The sequence below is a fragment of the Janthinobacterium sp. LM6 genome (assembly GCF_002002885.1).
GTDB lineage: Bacteria > Pseudomonadota > Gammaproteobacteria > Burkholderiales > Burkholderiaceae_D > Janthinobacterium > Janthinobacterium kumbetense.
Map to the genome: position 1 here is coordinate 3,988,585 of NZ_CP019510.1, position 20,926 is coordinate 4,009,510.

At 64.6% G+C, this 20,926-nt stretch carries 20 protein-coding genes; 7 read left to right on the top strand and 13 right to left on the bottom strand.

What is annotated here, in order from left to right:
* Positions 1 to 186 precede the first annotated feature (186 nt).
* A complete protein-coding gene (locus tag BZG29_RS17510) occupies positions 187 to 876 on the top strand; it encodes a response regulator transcription factor (RefSeq protein WP_077405588.1) in 690 nt (229 codons plus the stop codon).
* Between the two features lie 2 nt (positions 877 to 878).
* A complete protein-coding gene (locus BZG29_RS17515) occupies positions 879 to 2,372 on the top strand; it encodes an ATP-binding protein (protein WP_077405591.1) in 1,494 nt (497 codons plus the stop codon).
* Positions 2,373 to 2,414: 42 nt separating this feature from the next.
* On the opposite strand, the gene BZG29_RS17520 is transcribed toward BZG29_RS17515, so the two are convergent.
* The 5 genes from BZG29_RS17520 to BZG29_RS17540 all read right to left on the bottom strand — a co-directional run bounded on the left by BZG29_RS17520 (position 2,415) and on the right by BZG29_RS17540 (position 5,918).
* The gene (locus tag BZG29_RS17520) at positions 2,415 to 2,756 is read right to left on the bottom strand and encodes a FlxA-like family protein (RefSeq protein WP_077405594.1); all 342 of its coding nucleotides are present in this window, start codon (positions 2,754 to 2,756) and stop codon (positions 2,415 to 2,417) included.
* A 121-nt stretch (positions 2,757 to 2,877) separates the two neighbouring features.
* Complete coding sequence (dcd, locus tag BZG29_RS17525) at positions 2,878 to 3,447, bottom strand: dCTP deaminase (protein WP_034755486.1); 570 nt, start codon at positions 3,445 to 3,447, stop codon at positions 2,878 to 2,880.
* Between the two features lie 133 nt (positions 3,448 to 3,580).
* On the bottom strand, positions 3,581 to 4,381 hold the full coding sequence (locus BZG29_RS17530; protein ID WP_077405598.1) for an alpha/beta hydrolase: 801 nt from the start codon (positions 4,379 to 4,381) through the stop codon (positions 3,581 to 3,583).
* Between the two features lie 58 nt (positions 4,382 to 4,439).
* The gene (locus tag BZG29_RS17535) at positions 4,440 to 5,135 is read right to left on the bottom strand and encodes an HAD family phosphatase (RefSeq protein WP_077405601.1); all 696 of its coding nucleotides are present in this window, start codon (positions 5,133 to 5,135) and stop codon (positions 4,440 to 4,442) included.
* A 21-nt stretch (positions 5,136 to 5,156) separates the two neighbouring features.
* Positions 5,157 to 5,918, bottom strand: coding sequence for a TSUP family transporter (locus tag BZG29_RS17540; protein WP_077405604.1), 762 nt, complete (start codon positions 5,916 to 5,918; stop codon positions 5,157 to 5,159).
* A 151-nt stretch (positions 5,919 to 6,069) separates the two neighbouring features.
* Here BZG29_RS17540 and BZG29_RS17545 point away from each other — a divergent pair, with 151 nt between their 5' ends.
* Positions 6,070 to 6,993: a LysR family transcriptional regulator gene (locus BZG29_RS17545; RefSeq protein WP_077405608.1), complete on the top strand. Its 924-nt coding sequence runs from the start codon at positions 6,070 to 6,072 to the stop codon at positions 6,991 to 6,993.
* A 3-nt stretch (positions 6,994 to 6,996) separates the two neighbouring features.
* On the opposite strand, the gene BZG29_RS17550 is transcribed toward BZG29_RS17545, so the two are convergent.
* Positions 6,997 to 7,518, bottom strand: coding sequence for a GNAT family N-acetyltransferase (locus BZG29_RS17550; protein WP_077405611.1), 522 nt, complete (start codon positions 7,516 to 7,518; stop codon positions 6,997 to 6,999).
* Between the two features lie 44 nt (positions 7,519 to 7,562).
* Positions 7,563 to 9,986: a DNA internalization-related competence protein ComEC/Rec2 gene (locus BZG29_RS17555; protein ID WP_077405614.1), complete on the bottom strand. Its 2,424-nt coding sequence runs from the start codon at positions 9,984 to 9,986 to the stop codon at positions 7,563 to 7,565.
* Positions 9,987 to 10,180: 194 nt separating this feature from the next.
* Between BZG29_RS17555 and BZG29_RS17560 the strand changes: the two genes are divergently transcribed.
* Both BZG29_RS17560 and BZG29_RS17565 read left to right on the top strand, forming a co-directional pair.
* Positions 10,181 to 11,014: a class I SAM-dependent methyltransferase gene (locus tag BZG29_RS17560; protein ID WP_077405617.1), complete on the top strand. Its 834-nt coding sequence runs from the start codon at positions 10,181 to 10,183 to the stop codon at positions 11,012 to 11,014.
* An 85-nt stretch (positions 11,015 to 11,099) separates the two neighbouring features.
* Positions 11,100 to 13,091: a helicase-related protein gene (locus BZG29_RS17565; RefSeq protein WP_077405620.1), complete on the top strand. Its 1,992-nt coding sequence runs from the start codon at positions 11,100 to 11,102 to the stop codon at positions 13,089 to 13,091.
* 10 nt (positions 13,092 to 13,101) lie between these two features.
* Here the strand turns inward: BZG29_RS17565 and BZG29_RS17570 are convergent, their stop codons facing one another.
* From BZG29_RS17570 to BZG29_RS17595, 6 genes are all read right to left on the bottom strand, one after another.
* Positions 13,102 to 13,575, bottom strand: coding sequence for a T6SS effector amidase Tae4 family protein (locus BZG29_RS17570; protein WP_171985042.1), 474 nt, complete (start codon positions 13,573 to 13,575; stop codon positions 13,102 to 13,104).
* A gap of 94 nt (positions 13,576 to 13,669) precedes the next feature.
* Positions 13,670 to 14,908 carry a PQQ-dependent sugar dehydrogenase gene (locus tag BZG29_RS17575; protein ID WP_077405626.1) on the bottom strand — a complete coding sequence of 413 codons (1,239 nt, stop codon included), beginning with the start codon at positions 14,906 to 14,908 and terminating at the stop codon, positions 13,670 to 13,672.
* A 4-nt stretch (positions 14,909 to 14,912) separates the two neighbouring features.
* Positions 14,913 to 15,710: a TatD family hydrolase gene (locus tag BZG29_RS17580; protein WP_077405629.1), complete on the bottom strand. Its 798-nt coding sequence runs from the start codon at positions 15,708 to 15,710 to the stop codon at positions 14,913 to 14,915.
* A 9-nt stretch (positions 15,711 to 15,719) separates the two neighbouring features.
* Entirely contained in the window at positions 15,720 to 16,445 is a 726-nt protein-coding gene (gene lolD, locus BZG29_RS17585; RefSeq protein ID WP_077405632.1) for a lipoprotein-releasing ABC transporter ATP-binding protein LolD, read from the bottom strand.
* A 16-nt stretch (positions 16,446 to 16,461) separates the two neighbouring features.
* Positions 16,462 to 17,727, bottom strand: coding sequence for a lipoprotein-releasing ABC transporter permease subunit (locus tag BZG29_RS17590; protein ID WP_070310877.1), 1,266 nt, complete (start codon positions 17,725 to 17,727; stop codon positions 16,462 to 16,464).
* 102 nt (positions 17,728 to 17,829) lie between these two features.
* Entirely contained in the window at positions 17,830 to 19,107 is a 1,278-nt protein-coding gene (locus BZG29_RS17595) for a lipoprotein-releasing ABC transporter permease subunit (protein ID WP_077405636.1), read from the bottom strand.
* A gap of 360 nt (positions 19,108 to 19,467) precedes the next feature.
* On the opposite strand from BZG29_RS17595, the gene BZG29_RS17600 reads away from it, so the two are divergent.
* Positions 19,468 to 20,013, top strand: coding sequence for a fimbrial protein (locus tag BZG29_RS17600; RefSeq protein ID WP_077405639.1), 546 nt, complete (start codon positions 19,468 to 19,470; stop codon positions 20,011 to 20,013).
* 227 nt (positions 20,014 to 20,240) lie between these two features.
* Entirely contained in the window at positions 20,241 to 20,924 is a 684-nt protein-coding gene (locus tag BZG29_RS17605; RefSeq protein WP_253192623.1) for a fimbria/pilus periplasmic chaperone, read from the top strand.
* Positions 20,925 to 20,926 lie beyond the last annotated feature (2 nt).

Here is a 20,926-nt window from a genome sequence, read left to right on the forward strand (position 1 = left end):
TCCTTTCGTGGCGATCAGCCCCGATTGTGGGCGTCTGGCATGTAAAGCAACGTTAGGGCGGCGTAAAAGCGTGTAAAGGAAGGTGCGCAAATGTAAGCGGACGTATGTAAAAGCGGGTAAAACCGCCCTGAACGGCCCCCTTTGACTGCTATCATCGGGCGATATTCACCCGAAAAAAGCACAGGCATGAGCAAGGTTTTGTTAATCGATGACGACGTGGAACTGGTCGGCATGTTCCAGGAATACCTGACGCAGGAAGGTTTTGACGCCCGCGCCGTGCATGACGGCGAAAGCGGCGCGGCCGAGGCGCTGACGGGCCTGTATGCCATCGCCATCCTCGACGTCATGATGCCGCGCATGAATGGCCTGGAAACGCTGCGCCGCATCCGCGCCGGCAGCAACCTGCCCATCCTGATGCTGACGGCGCGCGGCGACGATACGGACCGCATCGTGGGCCTGGAGCTGGGCGCCGACGATTACGTGACAAAACCGTGCACGCCGCGCGAGCTGACGGCGCGCATCCGCGCCATCCTGCGCCGTGCGCAAGCCGTGCCGCAGGACACGTCGGGCCTGGCCCCGCTGACCGTGGGCCAGTTGACGATGTGGCCGGAACAGCGCCGCGTGGCCTGGGCCGGCGCGCACCTGGAGCTGACGAGCACGGAATTCAACCTGCTGGAAGTGCTGGTGCGCCATGCGGGCAAGCCCGTGAGCAAGAATCAGCTGTCCGAACTGGGCCTGGGCCGGCCCATGGCCCGCTTCGACCGCAATATCGACGTGCACTTGAGCAGCCTGCGCCGCAAACTCGGCAGCCTGGCCGATGGCCGCTCCTGCCTGCAAACCGTGTACCGTCTCGGCTACCAGCTGATCAAGGAGTAAGCGTGGGCCGTCTGTTCTGGAAGTTTTTCCTGTGCATCATGCTGGCGCAAGTGACGGCCACCATCGGCATCGGCGGCACCTTCTGGCTGAAAAACCGGGCCGCACAGCAGGAACGGGCCCTCGACATCGACACCAGCCCGCCCGCGCAAATGATCATCGAGGCCGCCAGCGCCACCGTGGAAGCGGGCGGCAGCCAGGCCTTGCGGCAATTCCTGGGCAAGCTCGAACGCATGCGCGTGTTTGCCGTCGATGCCAAAGGGCAAGAATTGATGGGCCGCGCGGTGCATCCCGCCATGCTGGCCAAGGCGCGCGCCATGCTGCAACAAAGCCAGGCCCATCCCGTCGTGCGCGACGTGGCCGGCAGCGACGGCAAGCGCTACCTGCTGTTCCTGCCCTCGTCCGAACGCTTCCGCAATGCCGAGGCAGGCGCCGCGCGCGACACGCTCAACGCCGTCACCCTGAGCGGCCCGCGCGCCATGGGACCCGGTCCACGCCCCAGCGAAGCGGGCGCCCCGCCGCCACGCGGCGAATTCGGCCGCGGCATGCCGCCCGGCCCGCGCATGGACAGCCCCTACCGCACCTTCGTTCCCCTGGCCGCCGCCATCGCCGCTAGCCTGCTGTTCGCCTTTTTGCTGGCCTGGTATTTTGCGCGCCCCATCCGCGACCTGCGGCAGGCGTTCGAGGCCGCGTCGCACGGCAACCTGGCACCGCGCTTTCACGCCAGCGGCAAGCGCGGCGATGAATTGACGGACCTGGGACGCGATTTCGACCGCATGACAGGACGTTTGCGCAATCTCATGGATAGCCAGACGCGTTTGCTGCATGATGTCTCGCACGAGCTGCGCTCGCCGCTGGCGCGCCTGCAGGCCGCCATCGGCCTGGCGCACCAGCAGCCGGAAAAGATGGCCGCCTCGATGCAGCGCATCGAACGCGAAAGCGAGCGCATGGATAAGCTGATCGGTGAACTGCTGACCCTGTCGCGGCTGGAAGCGGGCGCCGTGCAAGCGGGCGCCGGGCACGCGCACAGCGAAGACGTCGGCATCGCCGACCTCGTGCACGACATCGTGGACGACGCCCGCTATGAAGCCAGGGCGCGCCTGATGGGCATCGACCTGGCGATTGACGCGGCCATGGCCGACGCCAGCGTCACGGGCCAGCCCGAACTGCTGGCCCGTGCCGTGGAAAACGTGGTGCGCAATGCCGTCAAGCACAGCCCCGATGGCGGCACCGTGGATGTCGAGTTGTCGCGCCTGCATGATTGCTTGCGCATCGCCGTGCTGGACCGGGGACCCGGCGTGGCCAGCGCCGACCTGGCCCGCATTTTTGAACCGTTCTTCCGCGCCAGCAATACCCAGCACAGCACGGACGGCCATGGCCTGGGCCTGGCCATCGCCCGGCACGTCATCAACGCCCATGGCGGCCGCATCGGGGCCAGCTTGCGCAGCGGTGGCGGACTGTGCGTGGAAATGTTGTTGCCCGTCAAAACGCCAGGCTGACCTGTCGGCGAGCCTGGCGTCTTTTACGCGCGGAGAATGCTGTTACGCTTGCGTATCGATGATGCTGCCCAGGGTGGACGAAGTCGATTTGGCCGGGCTCGTCGCCGTATCGGCGCTGCTGGCCGGCTGAGTATCTTGCTGCGCCGCCTTCTGCGCGGCGGCAGCTTGCAACTGAGCAATTTGCGCCTGCAAGGCCTGGATTTGCTGCGCCAGCTGCTGCTGCAGCTTTTGCGACGCCTCCGTCTGCTCGCCCTTCTGCGACTCCGTCAACTGCTTTTGCGCCGCCGTGATCTGCTTTTGCAGCGCCGCGATCTGCGAACTGCTGCCCGAACTGGCGCTACTGGCCGCGCTGACCGCGCCGCCTGAACCGATTGCCGCTACCATGATGCCTCCTCAGTGTTTCAATACCAAGATTAACGGCAGGCATGGGGCGCGGACGTAGGGCGGCAGGTGTAAAGGCAGGTAAAGACAGCTCAAGACGGCTGGCGCCCCGCCCTTCCAGCAATCAGGTCTTCGGCAAGGTCACGCCGACCTGGCCCTGGTATTTGCCGCCGCGGTCCTTGTACGACGTTTCGCACACTTCATCGGACTCGAAGAACAGCACTTGCGCCACGCCTTCGTTGGCGTAGATTTTCGCCGGCAACGGTGTCGTGTTGGAAAACTCCAGGGTCACATAGCCTTCCCATTCCGGTTCGAACGGGGTGACGTTGACGATGATGCCGCAGCGCGCATACGTGCTCTTGCCCAGGCAAATCGTCAGCACATTGCGGGGAATGCGGAAATACTCGACCGTGCGGGCCAGCGCGAACGAATTCGGCGGGATGATGCAATAGCCCTTGCCGGACACGTCGACGAAATTGTTCGCGTCGAAATCCTTCGGGTCGACGATGGTGGTGTTGATATTGGTGAACAACTTGAATTCGTCGGCGCAACGGATGTCATAGCCATAGCTGGAGGTGCCGTAGGAAACAATGCGGTTGCCGTCGCGCTCCTTGACCTGGCCCGGTTCGAACGGCTCGATCATGCCCGTTGTTTCCGCCATGCGGCGTATCCATTTATCGCTTTTAATCGTCATCGCAGGGGTATCTTTCTAGAATATCGGAATGGCTGGGGCCGCACGCCTGCTGCAGGCGCGGCCCGGATGGCAGGATTTTACGCGAAAATCCGCCGTTGTTGGCCCCCATCCCCTGAAAATCCTTGGCGATCGGCTATTGTTTCGCCAGCAATGCCGTGATCATCTCGCGCACCACTTGCGCCGTCAGTTCCGGGTTTTCCATGGGAAACAGATGGCCGCCCGGCACCTGGCGGAAAAACTTGCCGACCAGCTTGCGCGTGGCCGTCAAGCCCGCCTGGCGGCATTCCACCGATTCCGTGCCGCCAATAAAACCGATGGGCACCGGCAAACCATCCTTGACGAGGCCGCCGATATGGTGCGGCAAGCTGCGGTAGACCTGCGTTTCCACTTCGCGCGTAAAGCGCAGCTGCACCCCTTCCGGATGGGGAACCAGACCGCTGTCGATGTAATCGCGCAAAACCTGCGGCGCCCAGATGGCGAACATGTCCTTGGCGGCAAAATGCTCATAGGCCGCTTGCGCATCGGGCCACAGCTTGCGCCGCCGGGCGGAAAAACGGGCGGGAGAGTAACGCTCGCCCAGCGCCGTGTTGCGCGCCAGCCGCACCAGCAAGGCGCGCCAGCCCGCCACCACGGGCGAATCGAGCAAGACCACGCAGCGCACCAGGTCGGGCCGCTGCTTGGCCACCATCACGCTGAGCATGCCGCCGAGCGAATGGCCGACGAGAATCACGGGCGCGCTGTAGCGGCGCTCCAGGTCGTCGACATACTCGCGCACCAGCTCGGGCCAGCCCGTGCTGACGGGGTATTCGGGATCGTGCGCATGCATGTCGAGCGCCTGCACGGTGTAATGCTGTCCCAGCAAGCCGAACAGCTTGCGGTAAGTGCCGGCTGGATAACTGTTGGCATGGGCAAAGTGCAGTTGCGGGAGGGTCATCGTGGGGCTGTGCCGGTGAATGCGATAAACAATTGTAATGGCATGCCGGCAAGACGTATCAGAGGAAGGACTCTAATTGCCGGGGCGCATGGGCCATGCCGGGCACGAACGCCGCCAGCACTTCGCCCAGCTCGGCGTTTGAATCCACGACGCAAAAAGCGTCGTCGAACGCGTGGTGACGGTTCATGGGATTGCGCACGACGATGCATTCCAGCCCGGCCGCGTTGGCGGCGCGCAAGCCGCGCGGCGAGTCTTCCACGGCCACGCAGTCGGCGGCGGCCAGGCCCAGGCGCTGCAGGCCCAGCTGGTAGCCATCGGGCGCCGGCTTGCTCTCGCCATACATTTCCCGCGTCAGCACGAAATCGAAGTGTTGCAACAAGCCCGTGGCCGCATGGCTGATCCGAAAATGCTGTTCGTAGGCACTGGTGACCACGCCCATGGCCACGTGCGGGCGCAGCGCCGCCAGCACTGCTTCGATGCCGGGCATGGCCAGCCGGCGCGCCTGGCGCAGGCGCTGCGCAAACAGCACGGTGCGCTCGGCCCGCAGGCGCTCGACCAGCTCAATGTCGTGGCCCTGCCCCAGCAGCACATGCCAGGCGCCGTAGTTATTGTCCAGGAACCAGTCAAAAAATTGCTTTGGCGTCAAGTCTATGCCGTAGGGCAAGAGCAAGTCACGGTTGCTTTCGTAAAACAGCTGCTCGGTGTTGACCAGCACGCCATCGTTGTCCCACAGCACGCCCTGGATGGTTTTCATGGCTTGTTGTCGTTCAAAAACTTACTTGAAGAAGATGTCGTAGGACAATTTCACGATCAGCAGCGCCAGCAGCACGAGGAAGAGGATGCGCACGAAGGCGGCGCCGCGGCGCACGGCGATCCAGGTGCCCGTCAGCGCGCCCAGGATATTGCACACGGCCATCGGTGCCGCCACGGCGTAGACCACGTGACCGGCGGGAATGAAAAAGGCCAGCGCAGCCACGTTGGTGGCGATATTCACCAGTTTCGAGCAAGCCGAGGCGAGGATGAAATCGAAGCCGAAGACGCGGATGAACAGGAAAATCAGGAAGCTGCCCGTGCCCGGCCCGAACAGGCCGTCATAAAAGCCGATGGCGCCGCCGATGACGATGGCGAGGATGCGTTCGCGCGGGCCGATGGGGCGCGCTTCGCGCGTCGTGCCGAAATCCTTCTTCATGAAGGTGTAGATGGCCATGATGATGATTAATACCAGCACCATCGGGCGCACCACCTGCTGCGGCACGTAGGACACGGCGGCCGCGCCGATAAACGACATGACGAAGGCGCTGGCCACGGCCGGCAGCACCAGCAGCCAGGGAATATGCACCTTGCCGACAAACGAGCGGGCGGCAAACGTGGTGCCGCAGGCCGACGCCAGTTTATTCGTGCCCAGCAAGGACGTGGACGCCATGTTCGGCATCAGGTTGAACAGGGCCGGCAGCTGTATCAGCCCGCCCCCGCCCACGGCGGCATCGATCAGGCCGGCAAAGAAGGCAAATAAACACAGCAGCGAGATGGTCAGCATGATAGGCAATGAGGAATGGGCGACAGCGGCAGTATAGGCGCCGTGGATTTTTCCGGATGCAACTTCATATTGCGGAAAACGCAATGAGGCGTAACGCTTGACGGAATGCGCCCCGTACGGTCTACTGGCCTCTTTTGCCGGGAGTCACGCGATGTCGATGAAACTGATGTGGGAGATCCGCGCCTTCTGCACCGTGGTGGAAAAGCGCAGCTTCATCCACGCGGCGCGCATGCTGGGACGCTCGCCGTCGGCCGTCACGCGCGCCATCCAGTTCCTCGAAGATGCCATCGGCGCCGAGCTGATCCTGCGCACGCAAAAGCAGTTCACCCTGACGACGGCCGGCGAAACGTATTACGCGTCGGCCAGGCACTTGCTGGAAACGCAGGCCGAGGCGGAAGAGCAATTGGCGGAATTGAGCAACTCGCCGCAAGGCTGGGTGCGCCTCTCGGCGCCGGAAATCCTGTCGCTGGGTTTCCTGCCGAAAGTGGTGGCGCAATTCTCGCGCGACTACCCGAACGTGTCGGTGGACATTCATTTCTCGGACAAATCCATCGACCCCATCCAGGAAAAGCTGGACTTCGCCATCCGCGGCGCCTTCCCCCAGTCCAGCGAGCTGATCGGCTATCCCCTGTGGAACTACCGCCGCTACATGTACGCCTCGCCCGACTATATACAACGCATGGGCGCGCCCGACGAACCGGAAGAGCTGGCCGGCCACGACATCATCATGCACTCGGCCCCCCGCATCCTGCGCGACTGGCATTTCGTTTCCACCGAGCGCAACGTGCGCTACCAGGTACAGCCGCGTTTTCGCTTCACTTCCGGCATCGCCACTTTTCAAGCGGCCCTGGAAGGCGCCGGCATCGTGCGCCTGGCCAGCTGGCTGGCCGAACCGGCCGTGGCCGCCGGCACCTTGCGCCGCGTCTGCACGGCGTACCGGCTGACCTCGTCGAAAGAGCTGGACCCGAGCATCCATGCCGTGTATGGCACGTCGAGGATGGCCAAGGGGGCAAGGTTGTTTCTGGAATATGTGAAGAAACGGGGGATGGAGATACCGGATGAACGGGTAAGTTAGCGCCTATTTCGCCATGATGGCATCGCTGTACACGGCAAAGTCAGCGTCATCGCAAACAAAACCGGCCACCTCGCGCATGCCCAGCCGTTCATGCGCGCGCAGCGAGCCGATATTGTCGCGCCGGATGAACAGCACCGCCTCCGCGCCCCCCTGCTGCTCGCGCATGGCAGAGTACAGCCGCGCCAGCAAACCCTGCCCCCGCTCCGACGCCGCAATGCAGACGGGACCGTACACATAGGCGTTGTCACTTCCCCCATACGCGGCCAGCATGGCCAGCACCACGGGCGCCTGCGCGGTGGCTGGCGCCGCGCTGAACAGTACGCCAACGACGAGCCCATCAATCACACGCCGCGCCACGATGACGGGCGAGCCACCATCCGCCATGGCGGCCACCTTATCGCGCGAAAACTCACCCGTCAGGCTGCCGCCCTGCGAAGGGGAATTGGCTTGCAGCAAAGTTGTGATGCCGTCGATGTCGGTGGCTTGAGCCGTGCTGACAAGATAAGCGTGACTCGAATGACTCACTCTGGACTCCTGGGACGATGTACGGGCAGCGTAGCATGAAAGCGCTAGCGCCCCTGCCAGTAGCGCGGCCGGCTGGCCCGATACTGCGTTATCTCAATACGATCGCCAAACGCCAGCACCACCGCCCCCGTCACATCCGTGCGCAGCCGGGCAATGCCCATGTCGCCATAGCGCGCATACACTTGCGGCTTCGGATGTTTATAGCGGTTCCGGTGTCCGACCTGAAAAATTGCCAGGGCCGGATGGACGGCGTTCAGAAATGCCGGTGTCGACGAGGTGCCGCTGCCGTGGTGCGGCGCCAGCAGCACGTCGGCGGCCAGTTCGCCCTCCAGCGAGCGTGCCAGCAATTGCGCCTCCTGCGCCGCCTCGATGTCGCCAGCCAGCAAGATTGCATGCTTGCCGGCCGTGATCTTCACGGTGCAGCTGCGGGCGTTTGGTTTCAGGGAAATGTCCGTGTGGCTGGCGGGCAATGGATGCAGCATGGCGAAGTGTACGCCTTCCCAGGTCCAGCTTTGACCGGTCACGCAATGCAGATACGGACGCCGCGCTTGGCGCCGCGCTTCGACGGCCGGGTGGCCATCGAACAGGGACGAAGCCAGCCAGCCCACTTGCACGTTCTCCAACAGAGACATGGCGCCGCCCGCGTGATCGAGGTCGCTGTGGGAAATGATCACGCCGTCCAGCTTGCTGATACCCCGTGCGCGCAGATACGGCACGATGACACGGCTGGCGCCGTCGGAATCGAGACTGTAGGCGGGCCCCGTGTCGTACAGCAGTCGGTGATCGTGGGTTTCCACCAGCACGGCCATGCCTTGTCCCACATCAAAGGCCGTGATCCACATCTGGCCAGGTGGCGGACTCGATGGCAAGGCCGTAAGCAGCGGCAGCCAGCCCAGCATGCCCGCCCACCTATGGGGCCATCCCCGTGGCGCCAAAAGCCAGGCCGTGCCGAACAATGCCCAGCAAAAACTCCACATTGGGGGCGCGGGCGCCGTCCACACGGCAAAGCGGCGCGCACCGAGCCAGTCCAGCACCTGCGCCAGCATCTGCACGATGGCGTGCGCCAGCAGCAACAACCAGTCACACAGAGGCGCCGGCAGCAGGCTGCCCGCCAGGGACAAGGGCGTGACGATCAGGCTGATGACGGGTATGGCCAGCGCATTGGCGACGGGGGACACGAGCGAGACTTGCGAAAACAGCAGCATCGTCAACGGCACCAGCCCCACCGTCACCACATACTGCGTGTGCGCGCCGAGCGCCACGGCGGCGCGCAAACGGCGCCAGCGGCTGGCGCTCTCCGGCAAGGGTGCCGTGGTGCGGCCCGCCGTCGCGTACAGCATGGTGGCGACGGTGCCGAACGACAGCCAGAAACCGGGCCACAGCACGGCCCACGGATCAAGCAGCACGACCACGCCCAGCGCCAGGCACAAGATATGGACGATGCTGGTGATGCGCCCCAGCCACAAGGCCAGCGCCACCACCAGCAACATATATAAAGTGCGCTGCGCCGGCACGCCGAAGCCCGCCAGCAGTACATACACAAATGCCGCCAGCGCGCCGGCCAGCGCCGCCACCTTTTGCGCCGGCAGCCGCAAGGGCAGTTGCCAGTCGGTAAAGAATGAGCGCCGCCACAGCGCGCCCGCGCCCAAGGCGAACAAGCCCGCGATCATGGTGATGTGCAAGCCCGAAATCGAAATCAAGTGGCTCACGCCCGTGCGGTTGAATACCTGCCAGTCCGACTGGGGGATGGCGCGCTGGTCGCCCACCACCAGCGCCACGATCACGCCCGCATACTGTCTATCTTCCAGGCTGCGCAGTATGCGCGCGCGCAATGCCGCGCGGCTCGCTTCCACCACATTGCCGAAACCGGGCACGAAGGCGGCCACGCGCACGTTCGGCGTATCGGCGCGCGGCTGCGGCCGCACATAGCCGGTGGCGCGCACGCCCTGCTCCAGCAACCACGCCTCGTAATCGAAACCCATGGGATTCGCGTTGCCGTGCGGACGCTGCAGCCGCACCGTCAGCCGCCAGCGCTCGCCCGGCTGCACGTCGCCCACCTCGTTCGTCACTTCATCACGAAAACCCGCGTACCAGGACAGGGCGATCAGGGGAGGCACCTTCGCCCCAAGCGCCTTCTCCACGGCAAAATTGAAGCGCACGCCCTGCTCGAAGCGGTACGGCAGGCTGGCCACCGTGCCCGTGACGATAATGTCCTGTCCTTCGTCAGCCAGCGCCAGTTGCGGCGCCATGGCGACCTGGGCCAGCCATGCGGCCCAATAAAAGCCCAGTGCCACACCAGCGGCAAGCGCAACAACACAACGCCAGCGCGCGTGACGGCGCAGCAACAGTACCATCAGCAGCGACATGCCAGCGATCACCCACAGCAACACGCCCGCGTACGGCGGCAAGCTGGCCTGCGTCTGCAACCAGGCGGCGCCAGCGGCAAAGCCGAGTATCAGGGTGCGCATGAAAAGGCAAGATCCGCTCGCTGCGAAAGGGCTCAGATACTGTGATCGCTTTCCACTCTTTGCCCTCTGATCTGGCGCAATGGTGGCGTGGATAAGAACGCTCACGCATGCCATCCGGCACCACCGCTGGCGAAACTTTCCGCATGCTAAGATGGCCCTCCGGCGCCAAGGCGCCACGATTTGGCGGACCTTGCATGACCCCACTGACTGCGGCAGAAACCTATTTGCAGGACTTTCATCAAAGGCAAGTGGGCGTGACCAGCGCCGCGTTTGCCCATCTGCCGGCCAGTTCGCCTGCCGGCACCTGGGCCTCGTCCTACCATGTGCTGACCAGCCTGGCACCGGCCGTGGATGCGCCCTTGAGCGTGCTCGACCTGGCCTGCGGCGACGGCCATCTGCTGGGCTTGCTGGCAGCCAGGCGGCAGCCGCAGCTGCAACTGCTCGGCATCGACATGAGCCAGGCGGAACTGGCCGCCGCGCGCGCCACCCTGCCCGCCTCCGTGCGGCTGCTGCAAGGCCGCGGCCAAACGCTCGACGTGCCATCGGCCAGTGTCGATTATCTCGTGTCGCACATGGCACTGATGCTCATGGACGACATCGAGCAAGTCGTGCGCGAAATGCGCCGCGTGCTGCGACCCGGCGGCCAGTTCGCCGCCATCGTCGGCCGGACTTTCTTGCTGGGCGAGGTGAACGACGTATTCATGCGCGTCTTCAAACCCATCGCCAGCGACGCGCTGCCGCCGCTGCGCTTCGGCGACCGCCGCACGGGCTCCGAAGCCGGCTGGCGCGAACTGCTCGCGGGCGCATTTGCGGACGTCGCATTCGACGACATCGATGTGCGATGGTCGCCCACGCCGGGCGAACTGTGGACCGCCCTGACCGACACCTACGACATCGACCGCCTGCACGACGGCGCCAGGCAGCGCCTGCGCGAGGCGTTCCTGGATGCCGCGGCGCATCTGCAAGACAGCGATGGCACGATCGCCACCGGCTGGGGCCTGCGCCTGGTGTGCGCGCGTGCAGCCTGAACATGCAGACACCAGGGCCGGCCACCACCGCCCGTCCCCATCGACGGTATAATCAGCCTCGCTTACTTCAACACCCAGGCACGACATGACTTCCTCCGCACTTCCTCCCGATACTTCCACCGACCTTTCCGACAGCACCGAAGACAATAACGACGCCACCCTGGTCGCGGAACTGGGGGGACTGGCCGAGCATATCCGCCTGGTGAAAATGGAAGGCCGCGTCTTCGTGCGCTTTTCCGGCGTGGTCAAGGCGGGCCACCTGGTGGTGCCGTATGCACTGGTGCCGGCGCAGGGGGTGCTGGCGCGGCCGGCCAAGTGGCGCAAGATGGACCGCGAGACCAAGCTGGCCCTGGTGCGCGAGCGGGCCAGTGCGGCCGTCTTCGAGGAACTGCGCCAGCACGTGATCGATTTCGTCGCCGATATCGCGGGCCTGAGCGAGGATGTGGACACGGACCCGATGGTCTTCCTGCACACGCTGGCCGACATGCAGACGTCGGAACCGGCCGGCATGGTCTTCGACCGCATCCGCCAGCGCTTCAATCACGCCATCGAGCGCCAGCAGGAAGAGCAGCACGCGGCGCGCACGCGCCAGAGCATCAACCTGGCCGAGTATCCGGCCTCGTTCGAGATGGCGCGCCGCCTGCCGCGCCGCTTCATCGCCCTGCTGGGACCGACGAATTCCGGCAAGACGCACCGCGCCATGGAAGCGCTGGTCAAGGCAAAGAGCGGCATCTACCTGGCGCCCTTGCGCCTGCTGGCCCTGGAAAACTACGAACGGCTGCAGGAAGCCGCGCCGCACGGCAAACCGCTGGCCGTGAGCCTGATCACGGGCGAGGAACGCAGGGTCGTCGACGGCGCCACGCACGTGGCCAGCACGGTGGAAATGCTGGACACGAAAAGCGTCGTCGAGGTAGCCGTCATCGATGAAATCCAGATGCTGGCCGACCCGGACCGGGGCGCCGCATGGACGGCGGCCGTCTGCGGCGCGCCCGCCCACACCGTCTACCTGGTGGGGGCGCCCGAAGCGCGGCGCGCCATCGAGGCGCTGGCCGAGCGCCTGGACTGCCCGCTGGAAGTACATGTTTTGAAACGCATGGCGCCCCTGTCGATGGAGCCGACGGCCGTGCGTAAGGTGCGCAACCTGCGCCGCGGCGACGCCGTCATCGCTTTTTCGCGCCGCGAAGTGCTGATGTGGCGCGACATGATCACGGAAACGGGGCTGTCGGTGGCCACCGTCTACGGCAACCTGTCGCCCGAAGTGCGGCGCGCGCAGGCGCAGCGCTTCCGCGACGGCACGGCCGATATCGTCGTCGGCACGGATGCGCTGGCGATGGGCCTGAACATGCCGATCGCGCGCATCGTCATGACCACCTGCGTCAAATACAATGGCCGCGAGGAGGAAGAGATTTCTGCCGCGCTGGCGCGCCAGATCGCCGGGCGCGCGGGCCGCTACGGCGTGCATGAAGAGGGCCTGGTGGCCGGCTACGACAACGAGACGCACGAAGTGATGCGCGCCCTGCTGAAGGAAAAACTGCATCCGCTGAACACCAGCGGCTTTGCCGTGGCGCCGTCGCTGGAACACCTGCACCGCATTTCGTCGGTGACGGGCGAGCTGTCGCTGTCGAAACTGCTGCGCCGCTTCATCCACAATATCGACGTGCCGGACGGCTTCTTCTTCCCCCGCATCACGGAAGACCAGAAGGAGCGCGCCGTCTGGCTCGACACCCTGCCCCTGTCCGTGGCCGACAAGTTTACTTTGTCGCTGGTGCCGATATCGAGCAAGGTGCCGTCCCTGCAAACGGCGTGGGAGCACTGGGCGAAGAATCTGTCGCAGGGAAAAACCAGCACCTTGCGCCAGCACGCCTACGGCGGCGGCACGCAGAATCTGCAGCAGGTGGAAGACACTTGCCGCTACTATTCGGCGTATGCGTGGCTCAGCTACCGCCTGCCCGAATTCTTCCCCGATATCGCCGTGGCGCAAAACCTGTCGCGCGATGCGTCCGAGCGGGTCGATTCCATCCTGCGCGCGCACAATGCGGCTTCGCGCGGACGCTCGAAGAAGTTCAAACAAGCGTAGAAAGCAAGCGTCAGCGGAGTGGCCAGAACCAGATTTCGCCGCAATCCCAGTAGCACTCCGTGCCGCACACCTTGACGCCGATGGATGGCAGCAGGATGTCGATATGCCCGCCCGCGCCACCCAGGTAGCCGGGAATGCGGAAGAAGGCAACCATGCCCTGGCGCTGGCCGATGCCGGCGATGGCTGCCTCGCGGCTGAATTTTTCGGGCGCGCCGAACATCGACGGACTGGCCAGCATGTGCGCCAGCTTGGCCTGTCCCGGTTCGATCAGCGCACCCTTGAACGGCCCCTTGCGGATGGCCATGCGGCCCCTGACCTGGACGCCGGCCTTGATCAGGGCCAGGCTGACGCGGATGGCGCAGGTATTGGCGAAGCTGTCCTTGCCGATCAAGTCTTCCCAGCCGATTTCGCCAAACAGCGCCGCCTGGTCGACGGCCGCCACGCTCGAATAATTCTCGCGCAGCGTGATGAATGCAGGTTTCACGTCAGCCTCCCGTTGCTCCTGGTCGACAGGGAGCATCAGGCCGATTATAGGAGGATGCGGCGGCCCCGCACTGAGCGAGGTCAAGCGATATGCATTATGGCTTGGCCGCCTCATAGTGCAGCTTCAGCACCAGCCCATTATGGTCGTCGGCCATGTAGATATCGCCGTCCTGGCCCTGCTTCACGTCGACGGGCGCGCCCCTGCCCTGCTTGCCCTTGCGCTCCCAGTTGCCGATCAACTCGACGGACTTGCCCAGCGGCGCGCCGGCCTTGTCGGGCAGCAGCGCCACCAGGCGGTGGCCGTTGCTGCGGTAGCCGTGGTAGCCGATGATCAGGCTATTCCTGTACAGCGCCGGGTAGCGGCTGGCCGTATAAAAGGTCATGCCCAGCGGCGCGGCGTGACCGGGCAGCAGGCGCTGCGGCGCCGCATACTGGGCGTCGCAAGCCGTCTTCGGATATTCGGGACTGGCCACATTGTCGTCGTAGCAGTACGGCCAGCCATAGTGCCGGTCGGCCTTGATCAAATTCAGTTCTTCGTGCGGCAGGTTTTCGTCGCTTTTCAGTTGCGGCATGGCCGCCTGGATGGCGTCGCGCGCGTTTTCCGCCTGCCACAGCTCGCCCGTCGCAGGGTGAAAAGCCAGCGCCATCGAATTGCGCAAGCCGCGCGCATGCGTGCGCCAGCTCGTCACCGTGCCTGCCGGCCACGCCATCGTGTATTCGCGGATGGCGCCCAGCGCTTCCGGGCCTTCCGCCGAAGCGCAAGCCTTGGCCGGATCGGGCGCCTTGCCGTCATTCTCGCAATGGTCGGTACTCGACCCCACGTTCACGTAAAGGTCGCCCTTGGGGCTGAAGCGCATGTTCGTCAACAGGTGCAAGCCGAGGCCCGGCAGGCGCGGCGTCTTGGCCGTGCCGCCGATCACGTCGGTGAGGGTGCGCGCGGTGTCGCGCATGTCGAAGCGGAAGATGCGCCCCACCTCGCCCACGTAGACCATGCCATCCGGTCCCTGCACGATGCCGTTCGGGCGATCGAGCTTGTCGAGCAACAGCTTGCGTTCGTAGCCCGGGCCAGACGCCTTGCGCTGCAACAGCCACAATTTGCCCTGCTTCGGCGTCCATCCCGCCATGTCCGTGACGAGAATGTCGCCGTTCGTCAGCGGCAGCACGCCGCGTGGGAATTTCAGGCCGTCGGCCAGCACGGCCACGCAAAAGCCGGCCGGCGTGGTCACGTCGAGGCGCGGCAAGCCGTCGCACTGGGCGCCGGTCGCCGCCATGGCGGGCGCCAACACGGTAGACATGCAGGCTGCCAGGGCGCCCGCAAGCATTTTCTTGTTCATGGTCTCATTCCATCAAAGGTAATCGGGGCAGCACGGCGCGCGCGTTGGCGCTGGTGGCAAGCGCCACTTGCGCGATATCAAGGCCGCGCAGCTCGGCCAGCACGGCGCCGATGCGCGGCAATTCTTCGGGGCTGTTGCGGCCCGGGTGGATCCAGGCGGGGGAAATGTCGGGCGCGTCCGTCTCCAGCACGATGGCATCCAAAGGCAGGTCGGCGGCCATGCGGCGTATCTGCAGCGCGCGCGTAAACGTCATGGCGCCGCCGAAACCGAGCTTGAAACCGAGGGCTATATAACCCTGCGCCTGCTGGAAGCTGCCATTGAACGCATGCGCGATGCCGCCGTTCGGGCGGATCTGGCGCGCGTGCTTGAGGACGATGTCCTGCGAGCGGCGCACGTGGGTCAGCACGGGCAGGTCGAAGTCGCGGGCGATTTTCAGCTGCTCGCGCAGGAAATGCTCCTGTTTGGCGCGCATGGCCGGTTCGCACAGCATGGGAATGAAGAAATCGAGGCCGATCTCGCCGATGGCGACAAAATGCGGGTCGGCCATGGCGGCTTGCACGGCCTCGCGCAGCGCGATCAAATCATCGTCCGTGGCGTGCGGCACGTAGATCGGGTGGATACCGAGCGCATAGCAGGCGTTGGGCGCCGTTGCCGCCAGATCGCGCACGATGGCGAAATTGGCCCGTTCGACGGCGGGAATGACGATCATGCCCACGCCCTGCTGCTGCGCGCGCGCCGCCACCTGCAGCGATTCGCTGCCGAATTCATGCGCGTCGAGGTGGCAGTGCGTGTCGATCCACATGGCGGCTCCTTAGTACTGGTACGGCTGCAGCCCTTCGTCCGTCAGGCGCAGCACGCGGTCGCAGCGTTTGGCCAGTTCGATATCGTGCGTGACGATGACGAAGGCCGTGCCCAGGGTGCGCGACAATTCCAGCATCAGGTCGAAAATCTGTTCGGCCGTGGCGTGATCGAGGTTGCCCGTCGGTTCATCGGCCAGCACGCAGGCCGGCTGCGTGACGAGGGCGCGGGCCAGGGCCACGCGCTGGCGCTCGCCGCCCGACAACTCGCCCGGCGTGTGCGTGACTCTCTTGGCCAGGTTCACGCGCGTGAGAATCTGCTGCGCCAGCTCGGTGGCGGGCGCGCGCTTCATGCGCCGTATCATCAGCGGCATGGCGACGTTGTCCAGCGCGGAAAACTCGGGCAGCAGGTGGTGGAACTGGTAGACGAAGCCCAGCGAGGCGTTGCGCAAGTCGCCGCGCGCCTTTTCGCTGAGCGTGGCGAAATCCTTGCCCAGCAGGGTCACCTTGCCGCTGGTGGGCGTATCGAGCCCGCCCAGCAGGTGCAGCAGGGTCGACTTGCCCGAGCCGGAGGCGCCGACGATGGCGACGCGCTCGCCGCGGTGGACGTCGATGTCGATGCCGGCCAGCACCTGCACCTTGTAGCTGCCCTGCGTAAAAGTCTTGCCCAGGCCGCGGCAGGACAGGACGGAGGAATCGGCGGAAGCGCCGTTGGAGGCAGGTTTGTTCAGATCGGTCATGGTCGTAGTCAGTGGTTTATTCATAGCGCAGGGCTTCCGCAGGTTTGACGCGGGCGGCCCACCAGCTTGGGTACAGGGTCGCCAAAAAGGCGAGGATCACGGCCAGCACGCCGATCTTGGTGACGTCGGGCCAGCGCAGGTCGGACGGCACGGTGCTGATGAAATAGATGTCCTTGGAGAGGAACTGCACGCCCAGCAAATGCTCGATGAAGGGCACGATGACGTCGATGTTCATGGCCACCAGCACGCCGCCGCCGACGCCCAGGATCGTGCCCAGGATGCCCACCAGCGCGCCCTGGATCATGAAGATCTTCATGATGGAGCGCGGCGAGGCGCCCAGGGTGCGCAAAATCGCGATATCGGCCTGCTTGTCCGTCACCGTCATCACCAGGGTCGACACGAGGTTGAACGCGGCCACGGCGATGATCAGGGTCAAAATGATGAACATCATGCGCTTTTCCGTCTGCACGGCGGCGAACCAGTTGGCGTTCAGCTTGGACCAGTCGCGCAGCCACAGGTCGCCCGGCATGGATTTTTTCAATTCGGCGGCCACTTGCGGCGCCTGGTTCATGTCGGCCAGGCGCAGGCGCAGGCCGGACGGGCCGTCGAGGCGCAGCAGACGCTGGCCGTCTTCGATATTGATGAAGGCCAAACCAGCGTCGAATTCATTGTGGCCCGCCTGGAAGATGCCGCTGACGGTAAAGCTGCGCATGCGCGGCAGCACGCCGGCCGGCGTGACCTGGCCCTGCGCCAGCATCAAGGTCACTTTTTCGCCGAGGTTGACGCGCAGGGCGCGCGCCAGCTCGATGCCCAGCACGATATTGAAGGTGCCCGGCTGCAGGGCCTTGAAGCTGCCCATGCGCGTCTGGCCGGCCACGTCGGACACGTTCGGCTCTTCCTCGGGCAGCACGCCGCGCACGATGGCGGGACGCAGCGCATCGTCGCGCAGCAGCATGCCTTGCGTTTCCACGAACGGCGCGGCGCCCTTCACGGCCGGATTCTTGAAGGCCTGCGCCGCCTCGGCGCGCCAGTCCGGCATGCTGCCGCTGTTGTCGAACACTTCCACGTGGGCCAGCACGGACAGCATGCGGTCCGTCACTTCCTTCTGGAAGCCGTTCATCACGGACAGCACGACGATCAGGGCGGCCACGCCCAGGCCGATGCCGGCCATGGAAATGAGCGAGATGAAGGAGATAAAACTGTTGCGGCCACTGCGCTTGCCGGCCCGCGTGTAGCGCAGGCCAACCAGCCATTCGAAGGGAAGATTTTTTAACATGCTCATTAATTCGTTAATTCTTATGTATGCAACATATCATCGCGTTAGCCCGTGCAACGAAGGGCTGGGGTCAGACCCGGCGGGTCTGACCCCGGTTTTACAAGCCGCTTATTCGTAACGCAGCGCCTCGGCCGGCTTGACTCTGGCGGCGCGCCAGCTCGGGTAGATGGTCGCCACCAGCGCCAGGCCAAAGGCGATCAGGCCGATCTGCGCCACGTCCAGCCAATGCACGTCCGACGGCACGGCGCTGATCTGGTAGATTTCCTTCGAGATGAAGTGCAGGCCGAAGATGCCTTCGATGAAGGGCACGATGACGCCCACGTTCAGCGCCAGCACGACGCCGCCGATCACGCCCAAAGCACTCCCCAGCAAGCCCACCAGCGCGCCCTGGATCATGAAAATCTTCATGATGGAGAACGGCGAGGCGCCCAGGGTGCGCAAAATGGCGATGTCGGCCTGCTTGTCCGTGACCGACATGACCAGGGTCGAGACGAGGTTGAACGCGGCCACGGCGATGATCATGCTGAGGATGATGAACATCATGTTCTTCTGGCTTTGCACCAGCGCATACCAGCTGGCGCTAGCGCGCGACCAGTCGCGCATCCACAGCTGGCCCGGCATCGACGCCTTCAATTCGCGCGCCACCTGCGGCGCCTGGTTCATGTCGTGCAGGCGCAGGCGCAGGCCGGACGGGCCGTCGAGCTGCAGCAGCTGCTGCGCATCAGCCATATTGACGAAGGCCAGGCTGCCATCGAGTTCATTATGACCTGCCTCAAAGATGCCGGCGACTTTCAGCGCGCGCATGCGCGGCATGACGATGCCAGTGGCCGGGTCGCCCGCCTTCGGCTCGCGTTCCAGCATCAGGGTGACGTTCTGTCCCACCTGCACGCCCAGCGCCTTGGCCAGGTCGATGCCCAGCACGATGTTGTACGAACCGGGCGTGAGGTCCTTGAAACTGCCCTGCTTCATCTGGGCGGCCACGCTGGAGACGGTGGCTTCCTGCTGCGGCAGCACGCCGCGCACGATGGACGGGCGCATGGTTTCGTCGTTGAGCAGCATGCCCTGGGTTTCCACGAAGGGCGACACGGCTTTTACTTGCGGGTTGGCGTAGGCGGCGCGCTCCTGCGCCTGCCAATTCGGCATGGAGCCGCTGGTATCGAACACCTCGACGTGGGCCAGCACCGACATCAGCCGGTCGGTGACTTCCTTCTGGAAGCCGTTCATGACGGAGAGGACGACGATCAAGGCGGCCACGCCCAGGCCGATGCCGGCCACGGAAATGAGGGAAATGAAGGAAATGAAGCTGTTGCGGCCGCTGCGCTTCCCGGCGCGCGTGTAGCGCACGCCGACCTGCCACTCGAAAGGAAATTGTTTGATGATGCTCATGCGCTCCCGCGACAACGATGATATGCGAGCGCGCAGTGTGCCACACAATGGGCATTTTATGCATGAACTCTGCGTGAAACAGCGCACCCCGCGCTATTTCCGGCCCCGCGCCGGCCCGAAAACCGGCAACAACTGCCGCGCCGGCGCGTGTTGACGCCGCCGCCCCCGGTCGGTGCCATCGGCCGATGCGCCGCAACAACAACTTCAACTAGTTACATGCGCAACAAAAAGTACCTCCATATACTTGTTTATCAACGGCGCCAGTTTCATGGCCAGCGCATCCGCGTTTGCCTTGCCTGGAACTGCGCCCGCCATGCCAACGCCTTTCACTACAACACTTCACTACTCGATAGGATACCTATGACATTCGCGCGCTCCAGCGTCCTGGCGACGCTCATCGCGGCCGCCTGCGCCATGCCGGCCCTTACTCACGCTGCCGACGGCACCATCACCTTCACGGGCCAGGTCACGGCCCAGACCTGCACCATCAACGGCGGCGCCGGCAAGGATTTCACCGTCGCACTGCCCCCAGTCTCGGCCTCCTCACTCTCGATTGACGGCGCGACGGCGGGGCGCACACCGTTCCAGATCGTGCTGACGGCCTGCACGTCGGCCACGGGCAATGTGTCAGCCTATTTCGAAGCGGGCACGACCATCGACACGGCGACGGGCCGGCTGAAAAATGCGGCGGGTACGGCGACCAAGGTGCAAATCGGCCTGCTCAACTCCGACGCCACCACCGCGATCACGCTGGGCGCGGCACAGGCGGCGCAGAACTCGCAGAGCGTGGCGATCGCCAGCAACACGGCCACCCTCAATTACTTCGCCCAGTATGTGGCGACCGGCGGCGCGGCAGGCGTCGGCACGGTCAGTACCTCCGTCATGTACACGATGTCCTACCAGTAACTATCAGCAACTACCAGCAACTACCAGCAACCATCAGGAATTGACGCGGTGTCAAGCGGTGCCCCGAAAATGCGCCGGTTGGCGAAGAGACAGAACGAAATACGCATTCAACATGCAATCAAAATTACAAGATAAAAGATGGCAAAATGACAGTGCGCAACAAATTATCCAGAACGATCGCGGTTTTCGCCTTGTCATGCATGATGGCGGGCGCGCACGCGTCTGTCGTGATCGGCGGGACGCGCGTGATCTATCGCGCCAGCGACCGCGAAGTCACCATCAAGCTGGCCAATGAAGGCAATGCGCCGGCGCTGGTGCAGGCGTGGCTCGATACGGGCAATCCGAACGCCCTGCCGGACGAGTCGAAAGTGCCGTTCACCTTGCTGCCGCCCCTGTTCCGCCTCGATCCGAAGAAAGGCCAAAGCCTGCGCCTGATCTATACCCAGGAAACGTTGCCGCAAGACAAGGAATCCTTGTTCTGGCTCAATGTGCTCGAAGTGCCGCCGCGCGCCGGCGCCGCCGCGAACGGGGACAGTCCGAATTTCCTGCAGTTGGCGTTCCGCACGCGCATCAAGCTGTTCTTCCGTCCCACGGGATTGCCGGGCAAGGCGGACGATGCCGCCGCCCTCGTGCGCTGGCGCTTCAAGCGCCTGGAGAATGGCCGCTACGTGCTGGAGGGCAACAATCCCACGCCGTACCACGTGACGTTCAGCAAGCTCACCGCTGCGGACGGCATGGCGAGCTGGAGCAACGACATCGGCGCCATGCTGGCCCCCGGCGCCAGCGCGGACTTCGACCTCGGCAACGCCGCGCCGCGCGCCGCCGTGCCCGCGCAGGTCGACTACACTTATATCAACGATTATGGCGCCGGCGTGAGCGGCAAGGCCCTGCGCAAGGGCACGAACGAGTAAGC

What these genes read in the sequence shown, in the direction of transcription:
- BZG29_RS17600 (WP_077405639.1), top strand. Translation starts at nt 19,468, where the DNA reads ATGACATTCGCGCGCTCCAGCGTCCTGGCGACGCTCATCGCGGCCGCC.
- BZG29_RS17520 (WP_077405594.1), bottom strand. Translation starts at nt 2,756, where the DNA reads ATGGTAGCGGCAATCGGTTCAGGCGGCGCGGTCAGCGCGGCCAGTAGC.
- dcd (WP_034755486.1), bottom strand. Translation starts at nt 3,447, where the DNA reads ATGACGATTAAAAGCGATAAATGGATACGCCGCATGGCGGAAACAACG.
- BZG29_RS17530 (WP_077405598.1), bottom strand. Translation starts at nt 4,381, where the DNA reads ATGACCCTCCCGCAACTGCACTTTGCCCATGCCAACAGTTATCCAGCC.
- BZG29_RS17545 (WP_077405608.1), top strand. Translation starts at nt 6,070, where the DNA reads ATGTCGATGAAACTGATGTGGGAGATCCGCGCCTTCTGCACCGTGGTG.
- BZG29_RS17590 (WP_070310877.1), bottom strand. Translation starts at nt 17,727, where the DNA reads ATGAGCATGTTAAAAAATCTTCCCTTCGAATGGCTGGTTGGCCTGCGC.
- BZG29_RS17555 (WP_077405614.1), bottom strand. Translation starts at nt 9,986, where the DNA reads ATGCGCACCCTGATACTCGGCTTTGCCGCTGGCGCCGCCTGGTTGCAG.
- BZG29_RS17510 (WP_077405588.1), top strand. Translation starts at nt 187, where the DNA reads ATGAGCAAGGTTTTGTTAATCGATGACGACGTGGAACTGGTCGGCATG.
- BZG29_RS17580 (WP_077405629.1), bottom strand. Translation starts at nt 15,710, where the DNA reads ATGTGGATCGACACGCACTGCCACCTCGACGCGCATGAATTCGGCAGC.
- BZG29_RS17560 (WP_077405617.1), top strand. Translation starts at nt 10,181, where the DNA reads ATGACCCCACTGACTGCGGCAGAAACCTATTTGCAGGACTTTCATCAA.
- BZG29_RS17540 (WP_077405604.1), bottom strand. Translation starts at nt 5,918, where the DNA reads ATGCTGACCATCTCGCTGCTGTGTTTATTTGCCTTCTTTGCCGGCCTG.
- BZG29_RS17575 (WP_077405626.1), bottom strand. Translation starts at nt 14,908, where the DNA reads ATGAACAAGAAAATGCTTGCGGGCGCCCTGGCAGCCTGCATGTCTACC.
- BZG29_RS17535 (WP_077405601.1), bottom strand. Translation starts at nt 5,135, where the DNA reads ATGAAAACCATCCAGGGCGTGCTGTGGGACAACGATGGCGTGCTGGTC.
- lolD (WP_077405632.1), bottom strand. Translation starts at nt 16,445, where the DNA reads ATGACCGATCTGAACAAACCTGCCTCCAACGGCGCTTCCGCCGATTCC.
- BZG29_RS17565 (WP_077405620.1), top strand. Translation starts at nt 11,100, where the DNA reads ATGACTTCCTCCGCACTTCCTCCCGATACTTCCACCGACCTTTCCGAC.
- BZG29_RS17595 (WP_077405636.1), bottom strand. Translation starts at nt 19,107, where the DNA reads ATGAGCATCATCAAACAATTTCCTTTCGAGTGGCAGGTCGGCGTGCGC.